We start from the raw sequence: 23,002 nt of genomic DNA on the forward strand, positions 1-23,002 counted from the left end.
GCGTTAAGATGCCAGCGCTCATATTGTTGGTAGAGCGGTGAGGTTTGGCTGGGGGCGCACAAGGTTTCACGCCCTTTGACGCGGATTCGCACCCGCGCCGGAATGATGTCTCGGAGGGATTTCAACCGGCCGCCTCACTAGCCACACCAACATGTAGGCTGAAAGCATGCGTGGTCCGGTAAGTTTGCTGGAGGTTTGGCCGCCAGCCCTGGAGGCCAAAACGTATGAAGCTTTTGCTGCGTACGCTGAGCCTTGTATGGAGATTGTTCAAAGCCTTGCGCTTTGACGAGTTCCTGCGAGACCGCTTTGACGACCTGAAATAAGGGTCGTCTGAGCGGGGAAGACCCGTTTCGGTTTCGATCGATTCGGGTCTTTTTTTTGCTTGCGTAAAGCTGTCATAAATACGATTTGTCAGTTTGGTGCTTTCCATGTCGTAGGGTGTTTCGGCTAGATACGTAGGCAACAGCTTGACGGTGGGATAAAAAGCGGCCTTTCGTTACTTCAATCATTGATTGCGTCAATAACAACCATTAAGTCAATGAAGTTCTCATATCCATGGCGCGGCGTAAGATCGGCTCCATAACCAACCACTGCAACTCGGAGCACATCATCATGAAACGCCAGACTATCCTCGGTATCGCTTTCTCGGTTTTTGCACTGAATGCCTTTGCCGCCACTGAAACCGACCCGCTGTTCAGCGACGCGGTCGCCGCTACTCAAACAGACCGTCTGTTCAGCGACGCCGTGGCGGCCACTGAAACCGATCCACTGTTCAGCGACGCCGTAGCCGCGACCGAAACCGATCCACTGTTCAGCGATGCAGTAGCCTCTGACGGTGCCGACCACCTGCAAGGCAATCGGGTCGCCGAAGGTGGTGCCGACCGTCTGCTCGAACGCCGCACTGCTTGAGCGTAACCATGAGCACCGATAACGAATGCCGCCCCAACCACAGGCGGCATTCGTTCTATTCAAGCATTACCACTCTGCTCTAAACCGCACTCGGCAACACAGCCTTGTCGCGATCGCGGCCCTTGAATGTCGCCCAGAAACACAGCAGCACCGCCACGGAAAAACCGGCGGGGAACAGCCAGATACTTTTCCAGTCATGACCCGCACTTGAAGTGAAGTGGTCAGTGATCCGTCCCGCAATCCAGAACCCGATCAACATGCCCAAACCGTACGTGGCCAAAGTGATCAAGCCTTGCGCCGAGCTGCGGAAGCGTTCCGGTGCCTTGGCATCGGTGTAGATCTGCCCGGACACGAAGAAGAAGTCATAGCACACGCCGTGCAGGGCGATGCCGATCAGCAGCATGAACGCCTGATCGTCGTTATTGCCGAAGGCAAACAGCACGTAACGCAATGCCCACGCTGCCATGCCGACCAGCAGGGCGATCTTGATGCCGAAACGATGAATGAATAGCGGTAACAGCAGCATGAACAGCACTTCCGAGACCTGACCGATGGCCATCTTCGCCGTCGGGTTGGTCACGCCGATCTCAGCCAGAAATGGATTGGCATTCTGGTAATAGAACGCCAGCGGAATGCAGATCAGGATCGAGGCGAGGAAGAACACCAGGTAGCTGCGATCCTTGAGCAAACCCAACGCATCGACGCCGAGCATCTGCTTGAGGCTCGATGCGCCCGCTGCGGTTTTCAGCGGCGCAGTGTTCGGCAGACTGAAGCTGTAAAGCCCCAACAGCAGCGACGCCACAGCGGACATCAGAAACGTATTGCGCAAGCCTCCCGCGGCGATGCTTTGTTGCGAGTCCCAGGCGAACACGAAGCTGATCACCACGCCGGCGACAATCCAGCCCACCGTGCCCCACACGCGAATGCGCGAGAATTCCAGCGCCGGGTCCTTGATCTGGCGGAACGCCACGGCGTTGACCAGTGCCAGCGTCGGCATGTAGACCATCATGTAAGCGAGCACATAGGGATAAAACGCACTGAAATCCGCTGCGCGGTAAAGCTGATAGAGCAACACCGCGCCGAGCAGATGCAGCACCGCCAGAATGCGCTCGGCATTGAAGAACCGGTCGGCAATCAGGCCGATGACAAACGGCGCCAGAATCGCGCCCCAGGATTGCGTGGCGAAGGCCATGCCGACCTGACCTCCGCTGGCAGCCAGCGTGGTGGCCAGAAAGGTGCCGAGGGTGACGAACCAGCCACCCCAGATAAAGAACTGCAAAAACATCATAACGCTGAGTCGCGCATTCATTACGTTCATTTCAGATCACCGTATTGTTTTTATGTCGGTAACGCGGATGAATCAGTCGTCAGCCAGGCCGAGCAGGCGCCGGTTGGAAGCGGCATCGGCGCTGACCCCGGCGAAATCGTCGAAGGCCTTGGTGGTCTTGCGGATCATGTGCCGTTCGATGAACGCCGCGCCTTCGGCCGCACCCTGTGCCGAGTCTTTGAGGCAGCATTCCCATTCCAGTACCGCCCAGCCGTTGAAGTCGTATTGGCACAATTTGCTGAAGATCGATTTGAAATCGATCTGACCGTCCCCCAGCGAGCGGAAGCGCCCGGGACGGTCGACCCAGCCCTGATAACCGCCGTAGACGCCGGAGCGCGCATCGGGGCGGAACTCGGCGTCCTTGACGTGAAACATGCGGATGCGTTCGTGGTAGCGATCAATGAAGCCGAGGTAATCCATTTGCTGCAGCAGCAGGTGGCTCGGGTCATACAGAATTGCGGCGCGGGGGTGATGGTTCACCGCTTCAAGAAACTGCTCGAACGAAGCGCCGTCATGCAAGTCTTCGCCGGGATGGATTTCGTAGCACAGATCAACGCCAGCCTCTTCGAAGCAGTCGAGGATCGGCAGCCAGCGCTTGCCCAGTTCGGCGAAACCTTGCTCGACCAATCCGGCCGGACGCTGTGGCCACGGATAGACGTAAGGCCAGAGGAGGGCGCCGGAGAAGGTCGCATGGGCCATAAGTCCCAAACGCTTGCTGGCGCGGGCGGCCAGTTTCAACTGTTCGATGGCCCACTCGGTGCGTTCCTTAGGTTTGCCGCGCAGCGCGGGTGGGGCGAAGTCGTCGAACAGGCTGTCGAACGCCGGATGTACCGCGACCAGTTGGCCTTGCAGGTGCGTCGACAACTCGCTGATGACTACACCGGCGCGGGCGCAGACGGCGATAAGTTCGTCGCAGTAGTCCTGGCTTTCAGCGGCGCGCTGCAAATCGATGAAGCGCGTGCCGAGGGTAGGTACCTGGATGGCTTTGTAGCCTTGAGAGGCCGCCCATTCGGCGATATTGGCGAGCGAGTCGAATGGCGCCTCGTCGGCGATGAATTGCGCAAGGAAAATCCCCGGGCCTTTCAGGCCTGTTGCGTTGTGCTGATCACTGTTCATTTTGGGTGGCTCCTGTCAGTTGGCCGGGGATCTCGCTCCACTTCTCGTTGCCGAGGTGATTGGCAATGGCGGTTTCAATGAAAGCCATGCCGCGCAGGCCGGTTTCAATGCCCGGAACGCCCGGCGCCTGATTGCTTTCGGCGCCATGCAAAATCGCCTCGGCGAGGTCGCCGTACAGATTGGCCATGGCTTCCAGATAACCCTCGGGATGCCCGGCGGGCAGGCGCATGCGCTGGTTTGCGGCGGCACACAACCACGGCTGACCGACCCCGGATCGCAGAACGCGCATCGGCTCGTTCAACGGACGATGAATCAGGCTGGCCGGTTCTTCCTGACGCCACTCCAGCCCACCCTTGTCACCGTACACGCGAATCTTCAACGGGTTCTCTTCACCGGCGCAGACCTGACTGGCAAGCAGTACGCCGCTGGCGCCGTCGTTCATCTTGAACAACATCGCCACATCGTCATCCAGCTGACGGCCCACGACATGCGCACCGAGCATTGCGCTGATGAACTGGATCGATTGCCCGGCGACGAACTCTGCGAGGGAAAACGCATGGGTGCCGATATCGCCGATGCAGCCGCCGATCCCGGATTGCGCCGGGTCGTCGCGCCAGCCGGCCTGTTTGTTGCCTTGCCCGGCAATGTCGGTGCTGAGCCAGCCTTGCGGATACTCGACGATGACTTTGCGCACGTCCCCGAGCACGCCGCTGGCGACCATCTCGCGGGCCTGCCAGACCATCGCGTAACCCAAGTAAGTGTGCGCAAGGCCATAAATGCGCTGACTGTTAACGACCACCGAATGCAGCGCCTGCACCTCGGCCAGGTTCAGCGCCGCGGGTTTCTCGCTGAACACATGAAAACCGGCGCTCAATGCCTCACGGGCAATCGGTGCGTGCAGATGATTGGGCGTAACGATGATCAGCAGTTGCATGCGCTGCTCGGCGGGCAGGGCGGCCTCGCGGGCGAGCAGGGTTTGCCAATCGTCGTAACAGCGCTCGGAGGCCAGACCCAGCACGGCAGCGGTGCGCTGATTGTTCTCAGAGTCGCGGCTGAACGCGCCGCAGACCAGTTCGAAGCGTCCATCGAGGCCGGCGGCTTGCCGGTGGGCGCGGGCGATGAAGGAACCTTCACCACCTCCGACAAAACCCATTCTTATTTTTTTTGCGGCAGCGTACATGGCAGTCGTCTCGGTTGCTGGGTGCAATTCTGATGAGTGATGTAACCGGTTACATCGTGGGCGAAATCTAGGCGTGAATTAGCCGAGTGTCAAATGCCAGCGGATGATCGACAGCGTTTCGATCCCTCGTCGCCTGCGGTAAGCTCCGCGCCTGATCGACGTGAAGAATGAGGTGGTTTTGTCCAATATTCGCGAAGTGGCTCGGCTGGCCGGCGTTTCCGTGGCGACAGTGTCTCGTACGTTGAAATCGCCCGAGCGCGTCCTCGCGCCAACCCGTGAGCGCGTCATGGCCGCCGTGGAGCAGGCCGGCTACCGGCCGAATCTGATGGCCGTGCAGTTCCGTTCGCGGCGCACCGGCAATCTGGTGATCCTGGTGCCGACCATCGCCAACACCTTTTTCGCCCGGGTGATCAGCGGCGCGCAGCAAGCGGCGCAGGCGGCCGGTTATCGCTTGCTGCTCTGCGACACCCAGGGCCGGGAAGAACTGGAGCGGCAATTCGCCGAGCTGGTCTACGCCTATCAGGCCGACGGCGTGATCCAGTTGCGCGCCTACGACCCGTTCGAAAACGCCCCGGCCGACGCCGATCTGCCGCCCATCGTCAACGCCTGCGAAGTGATCAAGGCCGGGCGTTATCCGACCATCAGCCTGGACAACGTCGCCGCTGCCAAAGCCATGACCGATCACCTGATTGCATTGGGACACCGACGCATCGGCCTGATCAAAGGCTCGAAGAACAGCCCGCTGACCCGAGATCGCCTGGCTGGCTACGAAGCGGCATTGCGCGAAGCCGATATCGCCTTCGACGAGGCACTGATCTGCCATGGCAACTTCACCCTCGAGGCCGGCTTCGCAGGCGCGGAAAAAATGCTCGCAATGGCTGAGCGACCCACGGCGCTGTTCTGTGAAAACGATGAAATGGCCATCGGTGCGCTCAAGCGCATCCGCCAAGCGGGATTGCGCGTGCCTGAGGACATTTCCCTGGTGGGCTTCGACGACATTCCAATGGCTGCCTACTGCGATCCGCCGCTGACCACTATTTCGCAACCGGCCGAATCCTTCGGTGAGAAAGCCGTCGAGATGCTGATCGCCCTGATCGAAAAACAGCCGCTGTCAGAAAAGCACGTGACTCTGCCGTTCGAGCTGACGCCGCGCAGCAGCACGGCCAGCGTTGGCAATTCGGGCGAGGGGTAACCGAATCACGCCGCCGGCGGCTTCGCCAGCGCAATGCCCGCGGCGCCCAAGCGCTTGAGCACTTCGAACAACAGATCACTTTTGGTCAGCCCGACGATCCTCGGGCTACCGACGTAACCGGTGACCGTGAGCGTTATCCCATCCGGCGACAACTTGCTGAAGCGCACGAACGGCGCCGGTTTATCGAGGATGGTTTCATTTTCGTGATAAGCGTCGAGCAGCAGCTGTTTGACCTCCTCAGGATCGATATCCAGTGGAAACATGAGCTCCAGCGACGCCACGCCCTGAGCACTGCCGCCGAGGGTGACGTTGCGCAGGTTCTGCGAGATCAACTGCGAGTTGGGCACGATCACGATCGAGCGGTCGCTGAGCTGGATTTCCGTGGCGCGCACGTTGATCCGGCGGATGTCGCCCTCCACGCCACTGATGCTGATCAAGTCGCCGACCTTGACCGGGCGCTCGGTGAGCAGAATCAGGCCGGAAACGAAGTTCTTGACGATCTCCTGCAGGCCAAAGCCGATGCCCACCGACAGCGCACTGACGATCCACGCCAGATTGGTCCACTGCACGCCGAGCGACGACAGCGTCAGCAGAATCACAAAGGCGTAGCCGATATTGGAAAACAGCGTGCTCAGCGACGCGCACATCCCGGGGTCCATGTCGGTCTTGGGCAGGAACTCGTCGTCGAGCCAGCGGCTCAGTGCGCGGATCAGCCAGATGCCGATTATCAGCGCCAGCAGCGCATTGAGCAGATGCCCGGGGACGATGTTCAGCTTGCGCAAACCGGCGCCGCCGAGGATCGACATGATGTTGGTGAGCAACTGGCCAAGCGTGGTGCCGATGCCGCCGACAAACAATGCAATCAGCGCCATCAGCATCAGTCCCGCGCGACTGAAACCGGACAGCAGAATCGAAATCTGATCGAGGCGCCGATCGCTGATGCCGAGCAGTTGCTTGAGCGCCTTGCCGCTCGCGTGTTTCGGCGAAAACAGGTGTTCGCAGGCGTCCTTGACCAACTGAATCAGCAGGTAGAAGCCCGACAGTACGATGTAGCTCCACACCAGTTCATAACTGATGAACCGCGCCAGCGACACGTAACCGGCAAGCAGTGCAATGGCCGTCACAAACATCGAGACACTGGCGACGCTGTAGATCAGCCCGGCGAACACGCTGTTTGCCGCCGAAGCGTCATTGGCCGCGACCAGTATCTTGCGCACTTTGCTGACGCGCAACAGCAGGGTGCCGATGATTGCCAGTACCACCATGGAAATCACACCGCGTCCGGCCATAACGATGTGGCTGCTCATGCCCGTGGCATTGCCGACCTGCACCAGCGTCACCAGCACCAGCAAAGCGCAGGAGAGAATGCGCGGATAGGGCTTGAGTGCCAGCGCCACCGGATCTGCGATCGCCGGCAGGCGCCATGACGGATGTTCGGTCGATAACAAAGCGCGGCTGAGCCCGGTGATCAGCACGCAGGCATATACGACTTTTTCGAACTCTTCGGAAAAGGTTTCCAGCACCGGCGGCAGGGCTTCGTGGCGCGTGCAAGCGTAAAACAGCAACTTCAAGGCGATGGCGGTGGTGATGAAGGTCGCCATGGCCGATGCGAAGGCCAATGCACTGCGGCGCAAGCGACCCTCCGCCACGCGGTGAATGCAGAACCAGGTCAGCCCGCGCTCGGCCAGACGTCGGCCGAAGGTCCAGACCAGCAGTGCCAACAGCACCAGCACGCAGGTATAAAAACGCTCACCCGGCGCCCAGACCGTGGTCCAGACGTCACCCACCTGCTCGATGAAAAGTCGCAGGCGCTGGCGGTCGTCCTCGCTTGGATTGACGAGAGGCGCCCAGAAATGTGGGCTCAGCACGCTGCGGGTGCTCAGGGTCAGTTCGCTTTCCAGCAATGTGCGGCGGATGCCGGCAATCTGCGTGATCAGATCGGCGGCGTTCTGTTTCAGTGCCGCGAGACTTTTCAGGGTGCCATCGACCTTGCTTTTCTGCTCCGCCAGCGCGGCCCGCTGCGCGACGATATCGGCTTGCTCGGCGGCCACCTCGGCGTCTGGCGCCGTGCCGAGAACACCCAGTTGCACCGCCAGTTGCGCCTGTTGCGGCAACAGCGCAGCCGACAACCGATCGACATCGAGAATGAACGCCTGGACCCGATCCTGCGGGCCTTCGAGCTGGTTGTAATTGTTCGCCGCCGAAATCTGCTGCTTGAGCCCGTCGAGCCGCTGCTGCAGGGCTTGCAGATCACTTTGCGAAATCACCGGCAGCGGTGCTGCGCCTGTGCTTGCTTGCGCGGGAAGGTCTGCTGCCGACAGCGCCGAGCTGCCCGGTATCAGCAGCAGGAACAGGACCAGAAACAATGACTTGAATGTACAGCGCATGGGGGCGGCGGGCTCAAATGGATCACACAGTCTATGAGGGTAGGTGATCGCGCCGAATGGGGCGGAAAACTTTCTCGGGAAGGGGGTTTTACGTGCCGATCGAATTCAGCGGAATGTTCGGCGCAGCGAGCGGTCAACCGGCAATAAAAACGTCGAGAGCACGCCATGTCCATTGCCAACGATACGATTGAATACCTGCGCCAGCATTCGCTGATGATCACCACCGCCGAGTCCTGTACGGCCGGGGAAATCGTCATGCTGCTGTCGGAGGTGCCCGGCAGCGGCGAACTGATCGAATGCGGCTACGTGGTCTATTCACCGCAGGCCAAGCAGCGCTTGCTGCACGTCAGCCCGGCGACCATGGAAACGTTCAACCTGACCAGTGTTGAAGTCGCCAGTGAAATGGCCATCGGTGCGCTGCGCGACAGTACCGCCAACGTCGCGGTCGCTACCACCGGCATTCTTGGCCCCGACGATATGGATGGCATCAAGGCGGGGACGGTGTGTTTCGCCTGGGCATTTCAGTTCGATGACCGGCATTTTCTGTTCAGTACCCGGCAATGGTTTCCCGGCTCGCGCAGCGAAGTGCAGACCCGGGCTTCGGAATTCGCCTTGCAGCAATTACCTGATTTCCACCGTCGCGCCTTGCGCGGTGAAGGAGGGTGGCGCCAATGAAGGAAGATACTGATCATCCCGATCTGCGCAGCAGGCACTTCCCGGTGCAGGAGGACATGGCCTATCAGTTGAAGGTCTGGCGCTTCGAGCACATCGGTTGGTGTCTGTTGGTGGTGTGCATGCTGCTCGGCCTGTTGGGGCTGTTTTCCCGTGGCGTGCTTAGTTCGCAGGACGCCCGCAGCGACGATGGCAAAGTCCAGGTCGAATACGAAATGTTCCACCGCAACGGTTCAACCAACCCGTTGAAACTCAGCGTGCACGCGGCGCCTGAAGCCACCGTCGAACTGGACATCGGCGGCGAGCTGCTCGATGGCTTCAGCATCGAAACGATGCAGCCGGCGCCCGTGCGTATGCGCAGCTCAGCGCAGGGCATGCGCCTGTGGTTGCAGGCGGATGCGCAGGGCCAGGCGACGCTTTATCTGACCCTGCGCGGCGACGGGCTGGGCCTGTTTCGCAGTCATATCAAGGCAGCAGGCTCGAACGACGTGCCGCTTACTCAATTCATTTTTCCGTAGGTGAACCATGGACTCGGTCTTGCGCGCGCTCGCGATGTATCTGGCACTGATGGTGCTGTTCAAAATTGCCGGCCGCCGTTCGCTGGCCGAGCTGACAACCTTCGATTTCGTGCTGCTGATGATCATTGGCGAAGCCACTCAGCAAGCCTTGCTGGGCGATGATTTCTCCCTGACCAATGCGTTTCTGGTGATCATCACCCTGATCGCCATCGACGTTGGGTTTTCCTTGCTCAAGCAGCGTTCCAGCTGGATCTCGCGCTTGATTGATGGCGAGCCTACGATCATCGTCGAGAACGGCAAGCTGTTGCACCGGCGTCTGCGCCATGCGCGGTTGGTCGAGGCCGATGTCATGGAGGCGGCCCGCTCCAGTCAGGGCATTGAAACCATCGAGCAGATCAAATTCGCGATCATCGAGCGCAACGGCAAGATTTCCGTGATCCGTCAGGATCCGGAAGGCGGCTGAGCCTTTGGCGCCATGCGCTCGCAATTTTTTTGAACGCTCAAAAGGCCCCGCAGCCCAATGCTTACCAGTCATTGGAGGATCGCGAAATGAACGAGGCAGCGAGTTATTTTTCCATCGCCGTGGCGGTGATCATTCTGCTGGTTGACCTGTGGGCGATCGTCAGCGTGTTTCGCAGCAACAAAAGCGTCGGCGTCAAAGCCGCTTGGGCGATCGGCTTGATCGTGTTCCCGGTGCTCGGCTTGATCGTGTGGGGCATCGCCGGCCCGCGCGGCATCAAGGAAGGGCCTTCGTCGCCGGAGCACAGCAAGGGCTGATATTTGATGCAACCTGACCACTGCTTTAAGGAGACCGTCATGAAAAAAATCTGTGTATGCCTTGGCTTCTGCTCAATGTTTCTGTTGCACGGCTGCTTCGATTCCAACAAAGCCACCAGCAAGGACGAAGACAACGGGAAGGCATCCGTGCAAATGGAGCAGAAGAAGGCGGATTAGCCCGAGTAACTTCTCGCGGCCATAGGCGCACGACACACGCAAACCCTGTGTGCGCGAGCTTGCTCGCGAAGGCAGCGCCTCCTTACCCGCCGGTGTCAGGCCCCTACGGTTTCGATGGGGGCCTGCCCTCTTGCGAAGCGGGCTTCCCAGGCCCATATCGATTTCCAGTCGACTCATAGTGAAGTGCGCGCAGGGCGCGCGAACATGGCATTGAAAGTGCGCTGGCCATAGAGACCCACCGCCAGACCGATCAAGATCAGTACCACCGCCAGCATTTTGTTAAGCGGCACGCTTTCGTTGAACACCACGACCGAGCCAAGCATGCCGAAAATCGGCACCAGCAACGACAGCGGAGCGACTGTCGACACCGGATAGGTCTTGAGCAACGAGTTCCAGATCCAGTACGCGAACAAGGTATTGGGGTAGACCTGGAACAGGACCGACAAGACCGCCGTGGTATCGATCTGGTTGACCAGTGTGGTGTAACCGACGCTACCGTTGACGGCGTAATCGAGCGCAAACAGCGGAATCGGTGCGAAAGCGCTCGACCAGACCAGAAAACCGAAGACATCACGGGTGCTGGCTTTCTTGTTGATTATGTTGGCGACGCTCCACGACGCCGCACCCACCAGGACCAGCAATACCCCGGAAAGGCTTACCGATCCGTCGCTGATGCTGATGATGCACAGCAGGCCGGCCAGCGCGATCAACATTCCCAGAACCTGAAAACGGGTCAGGGCTTCCTTGAACACCCAGCCACCGAGCAGGATGGTGAAGAACGCGCTGAACTGCAGCACCAGCGAAGCGATGCCCGCAGACAGACCGGCCTCGATGCCCAGGTTGACCACGCCCCACAGTCCGATGCCGAACACCAGGCCGTAGCCGATGATGTAGCGCCACGGGACATCGGGTTTGCGAATGAAAAAGATCGCTGGCAAGGCGCATAAGCTGAAGCGGATACCCGCCAGAATGAACGGATCTACCGTCGCCAGCCCCAGTTTTATCACCGAGAAATTCACACCCCAGATCGCCGTTATCAATACAGCCAACACTACGTGCATTGGTTTCATAGTTATTTGCCTTGTGGAGAAGCGGGTTGGCTCACGCTACGCAAGTCAGGTTGCGGGCGAGGCTCACCCGGTCGGACAACGCGCGCATGGAACTCATGCGGAGAATCAGACCTTTGCGAAGGAATGGTGAGTGTGTGCAACGCCATACTTACCTCGATTCCCTATTAAAGTTTGTGTGGCAGGCACACAGTTGCACGCTGCGTATCACTACGCACTCGAGCAGTTTGTTTGTCTGACGGTAAGTTATCCGGTGATCAGTTGAAGATATAACCAATAGAGCAGGGCGACGACGCTGATGCCTGCGCCCAACAGGCACACGGCACCCCAGCCGAAGTGCGCGTAGGTATAAGTAGCCGCGATCGCACCCAGGCCGCTGCCCACCGAGTAGAAGCACATGTAGGCGCCGACGAGGCGGCTCTGGGCGTCGGGTCGTGCGGCAAGGATCAGGCTCTGGTTGGTCACATGCACCGCCTGCACGGCGAAATCCAGCAGGACGACCCCCACGACCATCGCCAGCAGCGAACTTTCGACGAACGCGGTGGGTAACCAGGACAGCGTCAACAGCGCCAGCGCCACGCCCGTGGTGCGATTACCCAGTCCTTGATCCGCCAGGCGTCCCGCTCGGGCCGCCGCCAGTGCTCCCGCTACGCCGGCCAGGCCGAACAGCCCGATCTGCGTATGCGAAAGTGACAGGGGCGGAGCGCTCAGCGGCAAGACCATTGACGTCCACAACACGCTGAAAGCGGCGAAGATCAGCAGCGCGAAAGTGCCTCTGACACGCAGTGTGCGCTCAGTCAGATACAGCTCGAACACCGACCCCAGCAGCTTCCAGTAGCTGCCTTGCGCAGGCGGCTTGGCCGAGGCGGGCATGGTTCGAAACAGCACCAGGGCCATCGCCACCATCAACGCTGCCGAGACGAAATAAACGCCGCGCCAGCCCGCCAGATCGGCAACGGCTCCGGCAACGAAGCGAGCCAGCAGGATACCCAGCACGACACCACCGGTGACGGTGCCAACGGTTTCGCCGCGTTGTTCGGGGCTGGCCAGGGTAGCCGCGTAGGCGACCACCACTTGCACGACGACGGCCATCAATCCGACCAGGACCATCGCGCCGAGCAGCATGCCCCAATCCTGAGCCAGGCCAACGGCGGACAGCGCCACGGCTGAAAGCAACAGTTGTGTAAGGATAAGTTTCTTGCGGTTCAGCAGGTCGCCAAGGGGCACGATGAACAGCAAACCGACTGCATAACCGGCCTGAGTGGCGGTGACGACAATGCCGATCGTGCCGGGTGATACAGAAAGGCTGGCGGCCATGGACTCCAGCAAAGGCTGGGCGAAGTAGACGTTTGCTACCGCCATGGCGCAGGTAATTGCGAAGAGGAAAGTCTGGTAGCGGCTTAAAGTCGAAGGCGCTGTACCTCGAGACGTCCGGGTGTAGCCACCGGCCGCTTTGTCGCCCTCGACGTCCATCTTTACCGGGGCATGAGGCTTGTACGGCATCATTCCATCCTTGGATTGTGGTTTCGAATCGAAACCGATGCGTTGATTTTTAGCAAATCAGGTTGTTAAATACAACCACATTTCAAAAACATTTTCGTCTGACGTTGGATCATTCTATTCATCAGACCTGCAGCCCTGGAGAGACATGGCCAGACAGCAACTACTGGCACAGAGCGAATGCCCCGTGGCCCGTACACTCGAGGCAATCGGCGATCGCTGGGTTCTGATGATCATTCGTGACGCGTTTGATGATGTTCGTCGCTTCAGTGAGTTTCAGAAGCGTCTTGGCCTGGCCAAGAACATCCTGACGGTCAAACTGAAAATGCTTGTCGAGCTGGGTGTGCTGGAAATTCAGCCGGCGTCGGACGGCAGTGCCTACAAGGAGTACGTGCTCACCGACATGGGCCGCGCGGTGTTTCCCATCGTCGTCAGCCTGCGCCAGTGGGGCGAGCGCTTCCTGTTTGCGGAGGGTGAGGAGCACTCGATTTTGCTCGACAACGAGCGGGCCGAGCCCGTTGAGACCATCGCCGTGCGCTCCAGGGCCGGCGTGGTGCTGACCCCGACCGATTGTCACCGAAAAGTGGTCACGCGCAGGCGCTGAAGCGGCGCACAGCCGTCAACCTGTTCATGTGTCCATCGCGAGCAGGCACGCTTCCACTCTGGAACGCGGTCAAACTGTGGGAGCGAGCCTGCTCGCTAAGAGGCCGGCTTGAACAGCGAATAGCTCAGCCGGCCGGCATCACCCCGCCAATTCCAGATTATCCAGCACCCGATTCACCGCCAGCTCACTGAGCATGATCAGCTGTGCAATTCCCATCAATGTCCGGCGCTGCGACGGCTTCACCAGCCCGGCGAATTCCTGGGCGATGGTTTTCGCCGAGGCGAGGGTTTCGCAGGCGTTGGCCAGCAGATCTTCGTTTTTGGTGTCGGCGGTGACGGCGTACATGGCGCGGGGGCTTTGCGGCGGCGGGGTGGAGCCGGGCGGGCAGAGGTAATGGTCGAGGGCGCGGTCGGCGGCTTCGTGGAGTTTTTTTGAATCGAGGGATTCGTAGGGGGAGGTGGGGTCGGTTTCAGGTGGATTCGGTGTGGGTTTGAACATGGTCTTCTTTTTCCTGTCTGGAAGCGGCCACTCCGAGCTACTAAACAGGGGGTGGCAGCTGTACGCAGGTTAGTAGACCGGGGAAAAGAAGAAAGCCGGCGCGCCCGAAAGCGCCCTACGCACAGCCGCCATCAAGTGCAGGCCTGAAAAAGCCTGTGTGATGAACACCGGTGCAACCTTCTTTTGCCACGGGCTACTAAACCCGATCACTGGAAATCAGTGACGCGAATCAAGTTACCGATGGCCCTCCAGACGCACAAGCCGGCGGATTCTGGCGTAGTCGTAGGTAGCGGCGCAAGACGTTGTAGTCTTGCGCCGGTAACACGGCGTGTCTTTTAAACAGCAGTGCCGAACCATTTAAACAACTGCACATTCCCCAGCGGAATGCCCCCTATGAAATCATTGGATTTTTCTTCTCCGCTCCCACGGCGTAGCGTGCCGTGAAGACAAGGAGCATCGCCATGACCCAACCTGCCACTGATTCCACCGCCAAATTCGACACCTCTCGCGCCAACGAATACGCCCGACAAAGCCGCATTGCCCTGGCGGGTTACGATGCCTGCCACGACTTGTCCGCCTGCATGCTCGCCGCCAGCCTCGGCCCGTCGCGTTCGGCAAACGTGCTGGTGGTGGGCGCGGGCGGCACGGCGCAGGAAATCATCGCCATCGCCGCGCTGGAGCCGCAGTGGAACTTCACAGCGCTCGATCCTTCCGAGCCGATGCTGGAGGCTGCAACCGAGCATCTGCGCGCCAATGATTTATTGCACAGGACTCAGATACATCTGGGCCACGTCGAGGACTTGCCAGCGCAAGCGTCATTTGACGCCGCCACGCTGATCGGCGTGCTCCACCACTTGGGCGGCGACGCAGCCAAGCAGCAAATCCTGCACTCCATTCAGGCTCGTCTCAAGCCCGGCGCGCCGTTGATCGTGGCCGGCAATCATTACGCTTACACAAGTCAACCGTTGCTGCTGCAAGCCTGGAGCCAGCGCTGGCGACAGCAGGGCGCAACCGCCGACGAGGTGCAGGCGAAACTCGGGAAGATCTTGCAGGGCGCTGATCCGCCGCACTCGGAGGCGGCGGTTCAGGCGTTGTTGCATGACGCCGGATTCGGCGACGCGACCCGGTTTTTCAGCAGTCTGTTCTGGGGCGCATGGCTGACCTGCAAAATCAGTTGAACAATTCGGTTTGCCTAAGCCTCCGTCCAGTTCAGCGCAGCGGTTTCGCGCCACTTCACCTCGGTAATCCCATAGCGCTCGGCCTGGGGCTTGGAAACCACTTTCAACGGTGGCTTGCCGGGTTTCGGAATCGGCGCAATACCGGCGTCACAGCTCGCCCAATGCCAAGCGTCGGCGTTGCGCATACTCTTGGCGCGGATGACGAATGATTTTGGCTGGTCGTGCAGTTTGTATTCGATGACGAAAATATCGGTGTTACGCATGAGTTCCTCCTTACGCTCATACGTAAATGATTTTGTCCGACAAGAAAAATTCAAAGGATTTTCTGGCCAGATGATCGGCGTCACTCAGCGCTCTGGAACGCGGTTCTTCATGAAGCCGCGCAGGTTCATCAGGAACAGGCAAAGCTGCAGAACGATCAGCGCGTACGCCCCGGCGTAGACGCCCCAGATCACCCACAACAGATTGCTCAGACTGAAACAAACGAAACCGCTCATACGCCGTTGCGGTCGCTGCGAACCGATCAGCCACGCGGCCAGTACGGTGACCAGCATCGCCGGCCATTGCAGCCAATCCAGATATGCCAACATTCCATCCTCTGCATGGATTTGCTTGATGCAGAAATGGTACACAGCAACCGATTGTGGGTCACCGCCCGCACGGCTGCGCGTTGCAATGACGGTGCAAACAGTTTCGCCCGGCAGGTGCCGGGCGAAGATTTTTCAAGCGCGCAATCAGTAGTCCCAGATCGCCGGAATCCACCGGAACGCGTCGCCGTTGACCGCGACGCGACCGACCGAAGGGAAGGCCAGGTGCGTGGCGACAAACAACTCGCCGCTGGCGGCAGCTTCCTTGAGCAGACGCACGCGGACATCCACCGATTTGGCCGGATCGTGTTCAAAACCGTTGTGCCAGTCGGGGTGATCGAACGCCACCGGGAACAGCGCATCACCGGCGAAGGTCAGGCGTTCGCCGCCGGAGTTGACGTAGACCACGCAGTGCCCTGGCGTATGCCCGCCGGTGAGTTTGGCGACCACACCGGGAGCGACCTGACATTCGTCTTCGAAAATTTGCAGCTTGCTTTCATAGTGATTGATGAAGGCATTGGCGGTGCTGCGCAGGACGTCCGGCACTGGCGCGGGCATGTCTGTGTACGTGAAGTCCGGTGTAGTCCAGAAATTCACTTCGGCTGCGGTAACGTGGATGCGCACGTCGTCGCGCAGACGGCTTTTCACCGAGTCGACCAGCAAACCACCGATGTGGTCCATGTGCATGTGGGTGATGACGATATCGGTGATGTCGGCAAGGTCCACCCCGGCAGCGGCCAGGCGCTTGGGAAACTGCCCGGCGCGCGGGAAACCGGGGAATTGCCCGCCGAGCCCGGCGTCGACGAGGATGATTTGTGCGCCGCTGCGCACCACCAGCACATTGAGCGCCCAGTCGAACGCGTCAGGGCCCAGGTACATGTCCTTGAACCACGCGGCGCGGTCGGCGGGATCGGCGTTGGTCGACATGGTCTGGGTCGGCAACGGCAACACGCCGTCGCTGATCACCATCACGTCGATGTCGCCCAGGCGTAGGGCGTAGCGCGATGGCACCAGTTCTTCGCTCGGGTCTTGCAGGGTCACGGCACGGTTGGCGGTGAAGGAATCCAGATGCAGGGTCATGGTGTTCTCCTTGTTCTCAGGGCAAAAGTGCAGGGCGAAATCAAGCCACCGGGATCAGTGGGTCGGCGGCCGCGAGGGCAGTGCGACGATCGGCGGCCGGCGGGTAGATCCACACGGTGTTGATTTGCGTCTTCAGCTCTTTGGCTTCGGCCCTGACCAGTTTCAGCTGTCGATCCCAGCCCTCGGTGTACACCGCGCCCCAGGCGCCAAGGTCAAGGCACGTCACGTATTTCGGCTGACGGTAAATCGTTGGAGCCACGCCGAGCAGATCTGCCGCGGCGTTGTTGCCGGCATAACGACCCAGGCTGATCGCGTGCTGGCAGGACATCGCCGCGTAGTTGCCGAGGTCGTCGGTGGCAGCGCGGGCGACGTCGCCGGCGGCGAATACATGATCGATGCCTTGTACCTTGAGGTTGCCGTCAACGTGCAGGCGGCCCTGGCCATCACGTTCGGCGTCGAGCTGCTCGGTGAGCGGGCTGGCGCGGAAACCCACGGTCCAGATGACGGTGTGGCTTTCGATGTGGCGGCCATCGGCGAGCGTGACGCCGTTGGCATCCACAGCGGCAACGCTGGCGTCGACGATCCATTCGATGCCCAGTTCGTTGGATGCTTCGATGATCGAAGGGCGAATGCCATCGCCCATGGTTGCGGCAATATCCTTGCTGCGATCGACGATGATCACGCGCAGGTCTTGATCCTCACCGAGAATCGCGCGCAGGCGCGCCGGCATTTCCGTCGCGGTTTCAATCCCGGTGAAACCGCCACCGGCGACTACCACGGTGTTGCGGGCAACGCTGGCCGGTTGGTTGGCCAAAGCCATCAGATGGCGTTCCAGTCGCGCCGAGGATTCGATCTGATCGACGTCGAACGCATGTTCCTTGAGCCCGGGAACCGGAGGCCGGGCGAGTTGGCTGCCGCTGGCGAGAATCAGTCGGTCGTAAGAGAGTTGGCCCGGACGCCCGGCCTCGTCGCGGTAACCGACGTGGCGCGCCGAAGCATCGATGCTTTCAGCAGTGCCTTTGAAGAAACGCACGCCCACCGCATCGAACAACGCGTCCAGCGGCGCGTACATGCTGTGCACGTCCGGCTCATAGAAGCGCGGACGAATGCGCAATTCGGCTTGGGGGGCGAGCAGTGTGATCTCCACGTCCTGACGGTCATGCATGTCCAGCAAACGCGCGGCGCTCAACGCACTCCACAGCCCGCCGAAACCCGCACCGATCACCAATAATTGCTGTTTCATAATGTGCTCCCTGACGCTGATGGATGGATGAAACCCGAGCCCGATCCGGACTCTGGCGTGACGATCACTGGCCGCCGCAACTGCTTGCCGTACTGCCTGGCGCTCAATCGTTCGCTGTCGAGAGTCATGCTAGGGCGGGGAGGCCGCGGGCGCAGTTGTCCATCGGTGTGCGGGGGGTACGCATGGGTGGAAGGGGGGTATACGAAGGTATGGGGGGGGCGGAGGCGGGAGTTTCAATGCATAAAGGATGGACGACCATCAGCCGATGTTTCCAGTGGTCCCTTTAGCCGCAGCGCGATTCAGTCTCCTGGCTAGTGGCGAACTGCTGAGCCGTCCTGGAGCATAAATTTCAGCCCAATGCCCACGCCTTTAAGTACCTCGGTCACGCGGTCGATAAAGATTTGACCTTGGTCCGGCAGTTCATAAAGGCCATTGATACGAATCTCCGGATTTTTGCCTTTGGCTGGCGGGTAGCTTTGCAGCAGTTCACCGCTCTCAATGAACGCGATGTAGGTGTTGATCTTCTCTTGAAGCAGAAGCAAGTGTTCACCCTGTTGGGCTTTGGCGCCCCATTCCAGATGATCCGATGACGAGTACGACGTTGTCAGGTTCGCACTCGGGCACCGCGATGATGTCGACGACTTTTGTCTCGGTGATGGAAATGTCTGTTCCCTTAGGCACGTGCAGCAGTATAAGTGTGGCCATCTGGAATGGCCGCAACGTACATGATCGCGAGGCCGTTATTCCGCTTTGAGCACAAATTCGAATCCAATCCCCACTTCCTTTAGGGTCTCGACCACGCTATCTACGAACAGCTCGCCTTGTTCGGACAATTCATATTTGCCTTGTACGCGGATAACAGGTGACTTGCCGAGTGCGCCGGGGATTTCGGTATAGATTTCACCACTCTCGATGAACGCGATGTAATTGTTGATCTTTTCCTGCAGCACAAGCAGGTGCTCGCCTTGTTGGGTCTTTTCCCCCCACTCGAGATGATCAGCAATGCCCAAGATAATTTTATTGCTGTCCCACTTTGGGATGCCCCACATGTCGATGGTTTTGGCGTCAGTTACGGACATTTGAGTTCCTTTGTTCCGTTATTTCTGCGGTGGCCGCAGGATTTCTACTCGGGTGGGCGGGATTTGGGTGCCGCCGAGAAAGCCGGGTTTGCCCTTGCCCATGATTCGGCCACCGCTCTGTTCGATTTCCGGAAACGCGCGCTTTTGATTACGGGTCAGCGGTGCCGTTTCGGAGGCTTTGCATTCGACGCATGCGATGTCGCCGTTTGCATCTCTGCCTATCATATCGAGGCGGGTTCGAGTGCCGCTCTGTGTTTTTATCGTGACTTGTTGGCCGGACTCTTCCATCTCTTCAGAAAAGCCGCTGTAAGCTTCTTCCTCGAAGGCGGCGCCCGCCGCTTTGTTCTTCTCTAGCTGCGTGCTGAGCACGATGTAGATCGGCTCAAGCCCCGCATCCTCCGGGAACCAGATGATCGCATCCTGAAACTCAGGTGGGTACGCGGGGTTGGCCAGCAGCGTGTCCGACTGTGGCGTCGGCGGGTAGACCCATACAGGGGGCAGCTGAGGCGCACCTTCCAGCGCTGGGATGCCCAGCACTCCATCGGGACTTGCTCCGGGTGTCCAGGTCAGACCGATGCCGTTGCCGATGTCGGCGATAAATTTTTCGCCGTCTCTTTGCGCTTTGATGACCGGGACATTTTCCCAGTCCTTTTTGCCGCCAGTGTAGAAGCCGTAAGCGTTGACGGAGCCGTCCGGCAATGTTTTTACGTTGACACGGACACGCGTTCGGCCGGTTTCAAGCGTGGCGTATTGTTCGTCCTTATAGAAGGCGCTGTCCGGGGCGATGCTGGTGTTGGGCATCAATAGCGCGACGGTGCCCACGGCCGCGCCTGCTGCCATGGCGCCTGCGCCGTCGAGTAGGCCTAGCGCGAGTGAGCCGCCCAGCCGTTGGGCAACGGCACTGCCTGTTGCGGAGCCGCCGACAAACTGAAGGGGCGTACCTTCGGCGGTAATCGCTGCGCCGGTGGCCAAAACGGCCCATAGCCCGTAGTCGGCAAGCTTTTCAACGGGGACAAACCCTGTCGGATTGCTGTGGTTGATTTCGCCGTCGGGCAGGTTGCAGCTTTTGGCGAAGACGCAGCCCTTGAGGTCGGGTTTCGCGTTAGGCGCTGGGGGGAGTTCTTTGTATTGCGCCCAGTGTTGGGCGTTCAGGTCGACGGGTTCGACACCGGTGTTGCGGTAACCCTTGGGTGGGTTTGGGACGTAGCCGCTCAATCCTTGGTTCCTTGTTCTGGTCCTTTTGAACGGGGAGAAGGGTGACAGGCGGAGTTTGCAGTGGCAATTAGTGGCGCTTTGATTCTAGATTTTGAGCTGCCTCTCATTTCCGTGTGATCAAGTCAGCGCTGGAGGGAAACGGGATAGTTCAACTACTTCGGTCATCTCTGAACTTCCCCTCTCCCCAACGAGAGGGTGCCGACCGTGTTGTCTTCTGCCATACATCGACATGATTGACCGAGTCGATTATGGGTCGATAAATCCAGGCGTCAGGCAATTCAATGCGCTGACGGCCTTATCAAGTGTTTTCAGATTTACGCAGTGCAACCTCGACCCAGGCAATTAACTCCTCCGGCGCAAAGGGTTTGCGCAGGCAGACAACGACATCGGCTTCTCGGGACTTGGCGCAAAGCAAATCGCTCTGATGCGCCGACACAAAGATCACTGGCATCCCCCAGCCTCGAGCCTGCAGCGCAGCATGCATCTGCAAACCCGTCATGCCCGGCATCTGAATATCGGAAATCAGACAATTGGTCTGCGCCGGCCCGTCCGATTCAAGGTAATCCGCCGGCCCCGCATAGCTGAGCACTCGATAACCCGAGGCACGCAGCAGGCTGCTCAGCGACGTTCGCATGGCCTCGTCGTCGTCCACCACCGCAATGACATACGTTTTATGCATAACGCTCCCGGGCCGGGTGGCCGAGCTGGGTGACTCCTGTCGTCCTTGCACCATACGCCGATGGCCTGCGGGCAAAACTATACCTAGGTATAGCGGCTCAGCCGTTGCGGCTGAAGCGGCTGCGGTAGTCGCGTGGGGAGATCGACAGGTGACGTTGGAAGCAGGCGCGCAGACGTTCTTCGTCGCTGAAGCCGCAGAGGCGCGCGATACGTTCGATTTTGTGCGGGGAGTTTTCCAGGAGGCGTTTGGCGGCTTCGAGGCGAAACAGCTCGAGCGCTTTTGACGGCGTGCGCCCGGTGTGCGCTTTGTAGACCCGCGTGAAGTTGCGCAGGCTCATCGCGGCTTGCTCGGCCAGACGTTGCACGGTGAGGTTGGGATCGCCGAGCCGCTCCATCAGCCACAGGTGCAGATCATCGAATAGCGAACCGTCCTGCGCCTGCGATTGCAGCAGCGTGCTGTATTGCGCCTGACCGCCGGGACGCTTGATGTAAACCACTAACTCGCGCGCTACTTGCAAGGTCACTTCGCGGCCACAATCGGCCTCGACCAGCGCCAGGGCCAGATCGATCCCGGCGGTCACGCCGGCCGAGGTCCAGACCTGGCCTTGCTGAATGAAAATCGCATCGGCATCCACCTCGATCGCTGGGAATCGATCACGCAAGGCGTCGCACATCGCCCAGTGGGTGGCGGCGCGACGGCCATCGAGCAAACCGGCCTGGGCCAGCAGAAACGCACCGCTGCACACCGAAACCACGCGGCGGGCGAGGCGGGCATGGCTTTGCAGCCAGTCGGTGAGTTCGCGGTGCTCGTCGAGGCTCTGGCAGATGTCGGGGGCGCCGGGCACGACCAGTGTGTCCAGCGCGGCGGTGTCGAGCGTACTCAACGCCCGGGTATCGATGGCTACACCTTCCACGGTCTGGATCAATCCACCGCCGAAGCTGACGGTGTGCAATTGATAGCCGGGCTGACCGCGTTCGGCCAAGGCTTTGCTTGCTGCCCAGAACACGGTCTGCGCACCGCTGAGATCGAGCAGGCTCATGCGCGGGTAGGCGATGAACACCACGTCGCGCGGGGCAGAGGGAAAAGCGGGAAGGGTGGACATCGCGGGCCTGCCTGTTTGCAGTGCCGAAGGCGGGACTGCCTCAGCCTGGCCGATTTTCAGGGGTTTCTGGCCGGCCGGCAATGGCGACGACTGTTAGCCTGATCGCTGACCGTCTGGCCGGTGTCTGGCTGCGGTCGCCATCCTGAACTAGATTTATTGACCAGCCCAATGCGTGCTGCGATCTCGCCGAGGAGACACCATGACCCTGTGGTCGCATTCCAGTCCTGCGCAAAGTTCCGGTGTGCCCAGCGAACCGGTGGTGTACGTGGTCGATGACGATCCCTCGATGCGCCAGGCGCTCGACAGCTTGCTGCGCTCAATCGGCCTGCAGGTACAGACCTACGACAGCGCCCGGGATTTTCTCGCTCAAGCGCAACGTGACGTGCCCGGTTGTCTGGTGCTCGATGTGCGCCTGCGCGGCGAAAGCGGCCTGACCTTTCAGGAGCAGATGGAAAAGAACGGCTTGCGCATCCCCGTGGTGTTCATGACCGGCCACGGCGACATTGCCATGAGCGTCAAGGCGATGAAGGCCGGCGCGGTGGATTTTCTCGCCAAGCCGTTCCGTGATCAGGACATGCTCGACGCGGTGGCCAGTGCGTTGGCCCGCGACCGCGCGCGGCTGGCCGCCGAACACTCCGGCGCCGTCCTGCGTCGCGCTTACGAAACCCTGACCACCCGTGAGCGCGAAGTGCTCGGCTTCGTCATTGCCGGGCTGATGAACAAGCAGATTGCCGGGCAACTCAACCTCAGCGAGGTCACGGTCAAGGTCCATCGCGGCCAGGTCATGCGCAAACTGGCCGCACGCTCTGTGGCCGAACTGGTGCGAATCGCTGAAGCGCTGGGCATCGAGCCTGTACAGCGCAGCCCCTGAACGTCATAGGCGTCGTTGAGCAACCGCAGGTCATGCCACCGTGC

The 23,002-nt window shown here is 60.1% G+C and carries 25 protein-coding genes and 1 pseudogene; 10 read left to right on the top strand and 16 right to left on the bottom strand.

Annotated features, from left to right (window positions below; translation table 11 throughout):
- Positions 1 to 612 precede the first annotated feature (612 nt).
- A complete protein-coding gene (locus J2Y90_RS16555; RefSeq protein WP_252875983.1) occupies positions 613 to 909 on the top strand; it encodes a hypothetical protein in 297 nt (98 codons plus the stop codon).
- Between the two features lie 79 nt (positions 910 to 988).
- Here the strand turns inward: J2Y90_RS16555 and J2Y90_RS16560 are convergent, their stop codons facing one another.
- From J2Y90_RS16560 to J2Y90_RS16570, 3 genes are read right to left on the bottom strand one after another with little or no spacing between them, the layout of a single operon-like run.
- Positions 989 to 2,227, bottom strand: coding sequence for a nucleoside permease (locus J2Y90_RS16560; protein ID WP_253500881.1), 1,239 nt, complete (start codon positions 2,225 to 2,227; stop codon positions 989 to 991).
- 42 nt (positions 2,228 to 2,269) lie between these two features.
- Positions 2,270 to 3,352, bottom strand: coding sequence for a sugar phosphate isomerase/epimerase family protein (locus tag J2Y90_RS16565; RefSeq protein WP_253500882.1), 1,083 nt, complete (start codon positions 3,350 to 3,352; stop codon positions 2,270 to 2,272).
- Positions 3,342 to 4,532 carry a Gfo/Idh/MocA family protein gene (locus tag J2Y90_RS16570; RefSeq protein WP_429459380.1) on the bottom strand — a complete coding sequence of 397 codons (1,191 nt, stop codon included), beginning with the start codon at positions 4,530 to 4,532 and terminating at the stop codon, positions 3,342 to 3,344. The genes J2Y90_RS16565 and J2Y90_RS16570 overlap by 11 nt, the downstream gene beginning before the upstream one ends.
- 178 nt (positions 4,533 to 4,710) lie before the next feature.
- On the opposite strand from J2Y90_RS16570, the gene J2Y90_RS16575 reads away from it, so the two are divergent.
- Positions 4,711 to 5,724: a LacI family DNA-binding transcriptional regulator gene (locus J2Y90_RS16575; protein ID WP_253500884.1), complete on the top strand. Its 1,014-nt coding sequence runs from the start codon at positions 4,711 to 4,713 to the stop codon at positions 5,722 to 5,724.
- Positions 5,725 to 5,729: 5 nt separating this feature from the next.
- On the opposite strand, the gene J2Y90_RS16580 is transcribed toward J2Y90_RS16575, so the two are convergent.
- The gene (locus J2Y90_RS16580; RefSeq protein WP_253500885.1) at positions 5,730 to 8,111 is read right to left on the bottom strand and encodes a DUF3772 domain-containing protein; all 2,382 of its coding nucleotides are present in this window, start codon (positions 8,109 to 8,111) and stop codon (positions 5,730 to 5,732) included.
- Between the two features lie 165 nt (positions 8,112 to 8,276).
- Between J2Y90_RS16580 and J2Y90_RS16585 the strand changes: the two genes are divergently transcribed.
- From J2Y90_RS16585 to J2Y90_RS16605, 5 genes are all read left to right on the top strand, one after another.
- Positions 8,277 to 8,786 carry a CinA family protein gene (locus J2Y90_RS16585; protein ID WP_253500886.1) on the top strand — a complete coding sequence of 170 codons (510 nt, stop codon included), beginning with the start codon at positions 8,277 to 8,279 and terminating at the stop codon, positions 8,784 to 8,786.
- Positions 8,783 to 9,301, top strand: a complete 519-nt coding sequence (locus J2Y90_RS16590; RefSeq protein WP_253500887.1) for a hypothetical protein — start codon at positions 8,783 to 8,785, stop codon at positions 9,299 to 9,301. The genes J2Y90_RS16585 and J2Y90_RS16590 overlap by 4 nt, the downstream gene beginning before the upstream one ends.
- A 7-nt stretch (positions 9,302 to 9,308) precedes the next feature.
- Positions 9,309 to 9,764: a DUF421 domain-containing protein gene (locus tag J2Y90_RS16595; protein WP_227974252.1), complete on the top strand. Its 456-nt coding sequence runs from the start codon at positions 9,309 to 9,311 to the stop codon at positions 9,762 to 9,764.
- Positions 9,765 to 9,850: 86 nt separating this feature from the next.
- On the top strand, positions 9,851 to 10,078 hold the full coding sequence (locus J2Y90_RS16600) for a PLD nuclease N-terminal domain-containing protein (protein ID WP_042609610.1): 228 nt from the start codon (positions 9,851 to 9,853) through the stop codon (positions 10,076 to 10,078).
- 39 nt (positions 10,079 to 10,117) lie between these two features.
- Positions 10,118 to 10,255 carry a hypothetical protein gene (locus tag J2Y90_RS16605; RefSeq protein ID WP_253500888.1) on the top strand — a complete coding sequence of 46 codons (138 nt, stop codon included), beginning with the start codon at positions 10,118 to 10,120 and terminating at the stop codon, positions 10,253 to 10,255.
- Between the two features lie 173 nt (positions 10,256 to 10,428).
- On the opposite strand, the gene J2Y90_RS16610 is transcribed toward J2Y90_RS16605, so the two are convergent.
- Positions 10,429 to 11,325: an EamA family transporter gene (locus J2Y90_RS16610; protein WP_253500889.1), complete on the bottom strand. Its 897-nt coding sequence runs from the start codon at positions 11,323 to 11,325 to the stop codon at positions 10,429 to 10,431.
- A gap of 243 nt (positions 11,326 to 11,568) precedes the next feature.
- Positions 11,569 to 12,825, bottom strand: coding sequence for an MFS transporter (locus J2Y90_RS16615; RefSeq protein ID WP_253500890.1), 1,257 nt, complete (start codon positions 12,823 to 12,825; stop codon positions 11,569 to 11,571).
- 145 nt (positions 12,826 to 12,970) lie between these two features.
- Between J2Y90_RS16615 and J2Y90_RS16620 the strand changes: the two genes are divergently transcribed.
- Entirely contained in the window at positions 12,971 to 13,426 is a 456-nt protein-coding gene (locus J2Y90_RS16620; protein WP_253500891.1) for a winged helix-turn-helix transcriptional regulator, read from the top strand.
- A gap of 138 nt (positions 13,427 to 13,564) precedes the next feature.
- Here the strand turns inward: J2Y90_RS16620 and J2Y90_RS16625 are convergent, their stop codons facing one another.
- Entirely contained in the window at positions 13,565 to 13,924 is a 360-nt protein-coding gene (locus tag J2Y90_RS16625) for a DUF6124 family protein (protein ID WP_253500892.1), read from the bottom strand.
- A 461-nt stretch (positions 13,925 to 14,385) separates the two neighbouring features.
- On the opposite strand from J2Y90_RS16625, the gene J2Y90_RS16630 reads away from it, so the two are divergent.
- Positions 14,386 to 15,102 (top strand): class I SAM-dependent methyltransferase, encoded by a 717-nt coding sequence (locus J2Y90_RS16630; protein WP_253500893.1) that lies wholly within the window; start codon positions 14,386 to 14,388, stop codon positions 15,100 to 15,102.
- A gap of 14 nt (positions 15,103 to 15,116) precedes the next feature.
- Here the strand turns inward: J2Y90_RS16630 and J2Y90_RS16635 are convergent, their stop codons facing one another.
- The 9 genes and pseudogenes from J2Y90_RS16635 to J2Y90_RS16675 form a co-directional block, all read right to left on the bottom strand.
- Entirely contained in the window at positions 15,117 to 15,365 is a 249-nt protein-coding gene (locus J2Y90_RS16635) for a DUF6555 family protein (RefSeq protein WP_253500894.1), read from the bottom strand.
- Positions 15,366 to 15,449: 84 nt separating this feature from the next.
- Positions 15,450 to 15,692 (bottom strand): hypothetical protein, encoded by a 243-nt coding sequence (locus J2Y90_RS16640; RefSeq protein ID WP_429459370.1) that lies wholly within the window; start codon positions 15,690 to 15,692, stop codon positions 15,450 to 15,452.
- 144 nt (positions 15,693 to 15,836) lie between these two features.
- Entirely contained in the window at positions 15,837 to 16,769 is a 933-nt protein-coding gene (locus tag J2Y90_RS16645) for an MBL fold metallo-hydrolase (protein WP_253500896.1), read from the bottom strand.
- A gap of 40 nt (positions 16,770 to 16,809) precedes the next feature.
- Positions 16,810 to 18,012, bottom strand: a complete 1,203-nt coding sequence (locus J2Y90_RS16650; protein WP_253500897.1) for an NAD(P)/FAD-dependent oxidoreductase — start codon at positions 18,010 to 18,012, stop codon at positions 16,810 to 16,812.
- A 311-nt stretch (positions 18,013 to 18,323) separates the two neighbouring features.
- A pseudogene (locus tag J2Y90_RS16655) lies at positions 18,324 to 18,675 on the bottom strand (DUF6572 domain-containing protein).
- A gap of 77 nt (positions 18,676 to 18,752) precedes the next feature.
- Positions 18,753 to 19,091: a DUF6572 domain-containing protein gene (locus tag J2Y90_RS16660; protein ID WP_253500898.1), complete on the bottom strand. Its 339-nt coding sequence runs from the start codon at positions 19,089 to 19,091 to the stop codon at positions 18,753 to 18,755.
- An 18-nt stretch (positions 19,092 to 19,109) separates the two neighbouring features.
- Positions 19,110 to 20,306 (bottom strand): S-type pyocin domain-containing protein, encoded by a 1,197-nt coding sequence (locus J2Y90_RS16665; protein ID WP_253500899.1) that lies wholly within the window; start codon positions 20,304 to 20,306, stop codon positions 19,110 to 19,112.
- 298 nt (positions 20,307 to 20,604) lie between these two features.
- Positions 20,605 to 20,985 (bottom strand): response regulator transcription factor, encoded by a 381-nt coding sequence (locus J2Y90_RS16670; protein WP_253500900.1) that lies wholly within the window; start codon positions 20,983 to 20,985, stop codon positions 20,605 to 20,607.
- Between the two features lie 97 nt (positions 20,986 to 21,082).
- Positions 21,083 to 22,087, bottom strand: a complete 1,005-nt coding sequence (locus tag J2Y90_RS16675; protein ID WP_253500901.1) for a GlxA family transcriptional regulator — start codon at positions 22,085 to 22,087, stop codon at positions 21,083 to 21,085.
- A 199-nt stretch (positions 22,088 to 22,286) separates the two neighbouring features.
- Here J2Y90_RS16675 and J2Y90_RS16680 point away from each other — a divergent pair, with 199 nt between their 5' ends.
- A complete protein-coding gene (locus J2Y90_RS16680; RefSeq protein WP_253500902.1) occupies positions 22,287 to 22,958 on the top strand; it encodes a response regulator transcription factor in 672 nt (223 codons plus the stop codon).
- The last annotated feature ends 44 nt before the right edge of the window (positions 22,959 to 23,002 follow it).

It is taken from the genome of Pseudomonas koreensis, assembly GCF_024169245.1.
GTDB classification, from domain to species: Bacteria; Pseudomonadota; Gammaproteobacteria; order Pseudomonadales; family Pseudomonadaceae; genus Aquipseudomonas; species Aquipseudomonas koreensis_F.